Annotated in this window: 6 protein-coding genes; 2 read left to right on the top strand and 4 right to left on the bottom strand. The window is 58.7% G+C overall.

All coding sequences use genetic code 11. The annotated features are described in order from the left end of the window. Together WCA53_RS18980 and WCA53_RS18975 are read left to right on the top strand one after the other, a co-directional pair. The coding region (locus tag WCA53_RS18980) for a LysR substrate-binding domain-containing protein (protein ID WP_423914045.1) at window positions 1-588 on the top strand (588 nt) is incomplete at its 5' end. Window positions 589-973: 385 nt separating this feature from the next. Further along, window positions 974-1,198 (top strand): hypothetical protein, encoded by a 225-nt coding sequence (locus WCA53_RS18975; protein WP_423914041.1) that lies wholly within the window; start codon window positions 974-976, stop codon window positions 1,196-1,198. Between the two features lie 53 nt (window positions 1,199-1,251). On the opposite strand, the gene WCA53_RS18970 is transcribed toward WCA53_RS18975, so the two are convergent. Genes WCA53_RS18970 through WCA53_RS18955 form a run of 4 tightly spaced genes read right to left on the bottom strand, consistent with a single transcriptional unit; the run spans window position 1,252 to window position 5,269 of the window. Next, complete coding sequence (locus WCA53_RS18970; RefSeq protein WP_423914039.1) at window positions 1,252-2,664, bottom strand: DUF2252 domain-containing protein; 1,413 nt, start codon at window positions 2,662-2,664, stop codon at window positions 1,252-1,254. Window positions 2,665-2,696: 32 nt separating this feature from the next. Beyond that, complete coding sequence (locus WCA53_RS18965) at window positions 2,697-3,323, bottom strand: hypothetical protein (protein ID WP_423914037.1); 627 nt, start codon at window positions 3,321-3,323, stop codon at window positions 2,697-2,699. A gap of 23 nt (window positions 3,324-3,346) precedes the next feature. Then, window positions 3,347-4,810 carry a DUF1254 domain-containing protein gene (locus WCA53_RS18960; RefSeq protein WP_423914035.1) on the bottom strand — a complete coding sequence of 488 codons (1,464 nt, stop codon included), beginning with the start codon at window positions 4,808-4,810 and terminating at the stop codon, window positions 3,347-3,349. A 54-nt stretch (window positions 4,811-4,864) separates the two neighbouring features. Further along, the gene (locus WCA53_RS18955) at window positions 4,865-5,269 is read right to left on the bottom strand and encodes a helix-turn-helix domain-containing protein (RefSeq protein ID WP_423914033.1); all 405 of its coding nucleotides are present in this window, start codon (window positions 5,267-5,269) and stop codon (window positions 4,865-4,867) included. Window positions 5,270-5,448 lie beyond the last annotated feature (179 nt).

The following is a 5,448-nucleotide window of genomic DNA, read 5'->3' as shown; positions in this document are numbered from 1 at the left end:
GTGCTAGGCCGTTTTGCGCGAGCCCATCCGAAGGTGCGCATTGAAGCGCGGGTCGCACGCAACACCGACTTGCTGGAGCGCATTGATTCGAACGAACTGGATCTGGCAATGGTCTGGGGAAATGGCGGGCAATTGACAAGCGGGCAGCGACCCGGCAGGTCGAGCGAACTGATAGCTGAACCTGCCATGTGCTGGATCGGTTCGGCCACTTTACCGTGGCGCGCGAACGCCGATGAGCCGTTGCCGCTGGTTGCGTTCGACCGTCCCTGTATGTTTTTCAGCGCAGCAACGGCCGAACTGGATCGGCGGCGCATTGCGTGGCGCGTGGCGTTCACCAGCCCCGGCTTGTCCGGCTTGTTGGCCGCTGCCGCTGCAGGTCTCGGCCTGACGGTGCGCACGCGTTACGGGCTGCCTGCCTCGGTGAGTGTACTCGACACGCGATCAATCGGGTTACCGACACTGCCATCCCTCCCGCTGACGCTCGTCAGGGCGTCGGCGGTCGGAACTCCTACCGTGGACCGGCTGGCTTCGATCATGCCGGAGTGTGTGCGTGGCGAGTCCGCGTCGACCGATAGGATCGCCGCGTGAACGCGGCGGACTATGATCATAAATGTGTCCTGGCCGATTTACACTAGAGTCTGACAGACGCACGCTAGCAATCGGACCAGCAACTTAACTAGCAATTGAATAAACGATTCAGCCGTGAAACTTTCAACTAAATCCTCCTAGGATTCGACGCAAATAAAATAATTAAGCTATCCATAATAAAGCACCTATTACATGTAACATTTTATTGCTGATGTCGATTTAACTTGACTGCAAACGCGCCGGTTGCCATCGTTGGCTTAAGAGCTTCGGCTCTGTCAGGCTGTTTTCCCCATTCAGCCTGATTCTTCCCGTCCTCGCGACGGGATTTTTTCTGGTGCATATCAGAACGCATTAGTCGGATTTATAAATCAATAATTAAACGGCAATGTTCATCTTCTACAGGGACTGCCGCGTCAATGTGGCGCCCTTCCTATCCGATGGAAAAGTCACCGCGCAGGCCGTGATCGAACGCTCACCGTTGACGAGCAAGCCGGGCACTTATCAGGAACAGCATGATTCCGGGATTCTGGGATCGTTCGACACCTTCGACGATGCCACGCTATGCGCCATCGGCTGGGCCTATGCCTGGATCGACGCGAACGGGTCCTGATCCAGCGGACGCCAGAGGGTCACGCCGTCCACACCGGCGCCGCCAAACAATGCTCAGACATGAAAGTCAGCCGCCATGTCTTCGTCGGTACGGGCCTCCAGGCGCCCGCTTCGGCACGCCCTCCAGAATATTTCGTAGTCCTTTTCCACATGATCGGCATAAGCGTTCGAATACTCCGTCAGCGCTTCGGCAAGGCGGTCGCTGCGACCCATGTATGCAGCAAGCTCGATCGCGTGGCCACTGCTCTTTGCGTGAGCACGCGCAAGAATCCATCCGCATAAACGCGCATAACCTTCCAGCAGGTTGTTATCGAATAGCTCGACATTCGCCGACAGTTTCATGTCGCGCAGTTGCCGGATATAGACATGGCGCCCCGACGGCGCGGTGGCCCACCCGAGGAAAATGTCGCTTGCAGCCTGAAGGACGCGTTGCCCGCGCACCACGCGCTCGCCTTCGTGCTCAAGGCGTTGCGCATCGAAATACTGGCTGATGACCGATTGCCTTGCCTCCTTGATCTGGAGGAACATGGGCTTGCCGAGTTCGTCCGTCATCAACAGGACCAGGCAGCGAGTCCCCACGCTGCCGACACCGACCACCTTGAACGCCAGATCCTGTGCCGTGAAATGACGAAGCAACGCGCGCCGGTCATGGGTGAGGGTTTGCGCATACTGCTCAAACATATCGCGTAGAAACGCTTCCCAGTTGCCAAGCTTCAACCATTCATCGGTTGGATCAAGAAGGGTGTTGTTTCCAAAGAGATGGAAGATACCGGGTGGCATATCGCGAATCTTCCATCGCTCTCCATCGAATTCGGCCATCTTTTGGAGCATGCTTTCACTCGTGCGACTCGCCGCCTTTTCCATGCCTCGCCGTATCGCGCGCCGCCGTTCCGGCGTCACGGCCGTCTCGACCATCAACTCGAACGTGATCCGTTCGTACCAAAGTTCAAGGGCACTGTAGTCGGCGTATTGATGCATCCTGTCCCGATAGGACGAGACGATTGTATGGACGAGCGCATTCGCGGTGTCGCGGGCGAGGCGCATATGCCTTGCGGCAACGACGAAGCTGACCACGAGGCGCTTGAGATCCCATTCCCATGGACCGAGCGCCACTTCATCGAAGTCATTCAGGTCGAATATCAACTGACGTTCCGGCGTGGCGAAACCGCCGAAATTCATCAGGTGTGCGTCGCCGCAAATCGGCATGACCATGCCGGTGTTGGGCGTCTTGCTGAGGTCATGCGCTTGCAGGATCGCACTGCCCCGAAAAAAAGTGAATGGCGACGCGAGCATCCGCCCATACCGCAGCGGCAAGAGCCGCTCGACACGACCCTGGCTATTGCGCTCAAGCAACTCGATCGGATCGCGCCTCAGTTCGCCGACTTGCGCCTGAGCCGCACGCGCCATGTGCGAGCGCCTGGCTCGTCCGTTAGCGGCGCGCGTGGCCGCGGGATTGCCGGTTTTCATTGTCGCCACTCCCCATCAGTACGGACAGGTTGTTATTTTAGCGGTGCACCATTGCGCGTGATCTGCACTGCCGTCGCCGACTCGAACTCGGCGCGAACGCTGTCGCCGACCTTGAGTCCTGCCAGTTTCACGTCAGGTGCGGCATCGAAGACATGGGTCTGGTCCGGGCCGCGAAGTGTCACCAGGCGCTTCTTCACGTCGATCTTCTGTATCGTCGCCAAAACTAGTATGCGGCGCGCTGTCGACGTGGCACCTGCGGTTACGGGGACTGTAGCGCTATCTTCGATGCGTTCGCGAATGCCATTCGACTTGACCTTGTCAGCGTGAATCAGCAAAGCGTTGCGATACTCAATATTAAGCTTGTCGCCGATCTCCAACTTGCTGACGTCACCGACCTCGGGATTGACCGCAATGGTGGCCACCCGCCCACTGGCGCCTCGCAGCGTGACGCTGTTGGCCGCCTTGTCGATGCCGATTACCGTCGCCGTGGTCTCCGCGACCACGGCCGCGCCGGCTCCGTTTGGACCGACGCCCGAGGCGAGCATCGCCTCCTGAGCCATGGCCGGCTGAGCCAGCATCGCGACGATGCTCGCGGCTGCGATGGTTCCCATTACGCGGGCGCTCAGGCGGGTGGAACGACGTTGAATATTTCCTTGCATTGTTATTCTCCAAAAATAGACGGTTACTTCACTTGCTGAAAATCCGGCAGCGCGAGCGCGCGGTCGAAATAGGGCTGCAGGGGTCCATAAAGCCGGAAATACGCGAACCACGCTTTCCCCGGCACTGATGGAATCCAGTTCTTTTCTTTCCCGGCGGGCGCGTCCGGTCCGACATAGAGATCGACAGTTCCATCGTCGTTTTTAACGAGGTCCTGACGCGACGACTTGTCCGCAATGCCCTTGCCGTTATCGACCAGCACGCGATCGAGTGCGTCATACACCGTTAGCGACCAGAAGAGTTTGGCGGGCGGATTTGCCGGCACATGCAGCACATAGTTCTTGCTGCCGTCGAGCACTGCACCGCTCTTGTCCGTGTAGGCGCCGAGATAGGCCTGACCGACCCCAGGCGTCTTCGTGTTCATGCCCTTCGATGTCGTCACCGCCTCATAGAAATAGGCCGCACGCTCGTCGACCTGCGTGTAGTACTTGGATTCCTGCGTCGGGTCGAAATCGATCACGTAACGCCAGCGGGCGTCGGTCCGGTACACCGCGCCCGGCGAACGACTGTCGAACGCATTCGCCTGTGCGAACAGTTCGCCGACGCGCGCGCCGTCCTCCAGATTCTTTTTCTGACGTTCATTGGGCGCAAACGGCTTGCCCTTTTCGATCCCCAGCGACTTGATCATGCCCATCATCACGCGGTCCCGCTCGATCACCGGTTCGCGCTGCAAGATGTCGTTGAGCCGCTCCCAATAAGCCATTCCCCGTGGTGGCACCTGTGACCACTTACGCCCCTCCGGGCGCAGCAGCCGCGTTGCCGGAGCCGATGCGCGCTGTGCGTACGGATACATCCTGAAGTGCTGTATGAGCGCCGTCGCCTTGGCCGGGTCGGCGTCGAGCGCGCGAAACGCGACGAAGATGTTGACCGTCGGCGACTGAATGACGCGATACCCCGTAACCTTCGGCGTCGCCTGGCCCGGTCCGACAACAAGATACTTGCCCCCTTCGCCGCGATCTGGACCGGTCTCGCCAATATCGGTTAAAGACCGTTGCCAAAAGTCCCCTATGCCACCGGCCGACTTCCCCGCGGGATAATCGATAACCAGCGGCCCCGTCTTGGAAAGGTCCGGCAATCCGACTATGTAAGGCGTGGTCGCGTTAGCCGTGAGAATGCCCAGCTTGTCCTTCACCGACTCGTACAAAACCATATCGGTATCCTTAGCACCGAATACGCTTTGCGCCTGGCTCTGCCACTGAGCAAAGCCGACAATGGGCAGCGCCCACACGTAGGCTTGCGCTGCGCGCTGAAAGTCGGATGCATCGAAGAGCTGCTCAGCCACTTGAGGGCTCGCCGGAACGCCTTCAGTCAACTCGACCTGGCCAATGCGCGTAGACACGGTTTCGGCGACGGCAAGACGGCTCATCATTCCTTGTGAAGCGATCAGGATGACCGGCAGTAAGACTTGTATTTTCTTCAAATTTTTCATATTTTCCTTAAAGTTAAAACGGTTTTAGGAGAGACTTGAGCGCCCGCAATCAAACTAGCGACGCGACCTGGACAGTAGATGTCCCAGCCCCAGGTTCGTGGCTATTTGCCATATGTAGACGCGCGAATATTTCACTCCGTACTTCGTCTCGATGAGCGCCAGCAAGCGCGCATTCGTCCACGCGTCGCTTTCAAAGCCCTGCAGCCTGGCGGATCCCTGCGATGCCGATGCGATCCATTCAAGCGCATGATGGTCGAGCACCGACGACCGCCCCCCGACGCCCATCTGCTTGAGCGCGTCCAGGCCGCCCGCGTCGATGATCGCCCGGTAGCGCTTGACTGTCGCCATCGACAAATTCAACTGATTGGCAACCTGGTCCAGCGTCGCCCCGTCTAGCAACATCTGCCCCGCAGTCATGCGGCGGACCACGCTGGGACGGTTCTCGGACTGGGAATGCATCGGCGCGCTAATCCTGTCGGCCGCAACGCTCTCGCGGCATGGGTTGGCTCACGTTCCTTCAGGCGCGGTGTAATCGGGCCACCGTCCAAATGGCTCTTAGTTTCTCTAGTTCGAACCAATATATGTTTTCGACGTGTTTGGAAAGTGTCTCTCGCAAATAATTTCGCCGACGCCTCGCC

The sequence above is a fragment of the Caballeronia sp. genome (assembly GCF_049581465.1).
In the GTDB taxonomy this organism is placed as follows: domain Bacteria; phylum Pseudomonadota; class Gammaproteobacteria; order Burkholderiales; family Burkholderiaceae; genus Caballeronia.
Note: the sequence above shows the minus strand (reverse complement) of the source record. Positions and strands in the feature narration are given on the sequence as shown.